Source organism: Paeniglutamicibacter sp. MACA_103 (assembly GCF_045798555.1).
Lineage (GTDB): Bacteria > Actinomycetota > Actinomycetes > Actinomycetales > Micrococcaceae > Paeniglutamicibacter.
Window position 1 is genome coordinate 1 of the sequence record NZ_JBIXLN010000118.1, and the last position, 492, is coordinate 492.

Consider the following 492-nt stretch of genomic DNA (forward strand, 5'->3'; position numbering starts at 1 on the left):
TTCGCGGCGGTCATCGCCGCCACGGAATCCACCGCGGTCTTCACGGGGCTTGAAGCCACCGCGGTCTTCGCGGGGCTTGAAGCCACCTTCGCGACGGTCATCGCCACCACGGAATCCACCGCGGTCTTCACGGGGCTTGAAACCGCCTTCACGACGGTCTCCACCCTGGAATCCACCACGGTCGTTGCCGCCGCGGAATCCACCGCGGTCTTCGCGCGGCTTGAAGCCACCCTCGCGACGGTCGTTGCCGCCACGGAATCCACCGCGGTCTTCACGGGGCTTGAAGCCGCCTTCGCGGCGGTCATCGCCGCCACGGAATCCACCGCGATCCTCGCGGGGCTTGAAACCGCCTTCACGACGGTCTCCACCCTGGAATCCGCCACGATCCTCGCGGGGCTTGAAGCCACCCTCACGACGGTCTCCACCCTGGAATCCGCCACGATCCTCGCGGGGCTTGAAGCCACCCTCACGGCGGTCATCGCCGCCACGGAA

The 492-nt window shown here is 67.7% G+C and carries 1 protein-coding gene; it reads left to right on the forward strand.

All coding sequences use genetic code 11. The features are described from left to right. The coding region (locus tag ACIPVK_RS21795; RefSeq protein WP_407614070.1) for a hypothetical protein at positions 1-492 on the forward strand (492 nt) is incomplete at both ends.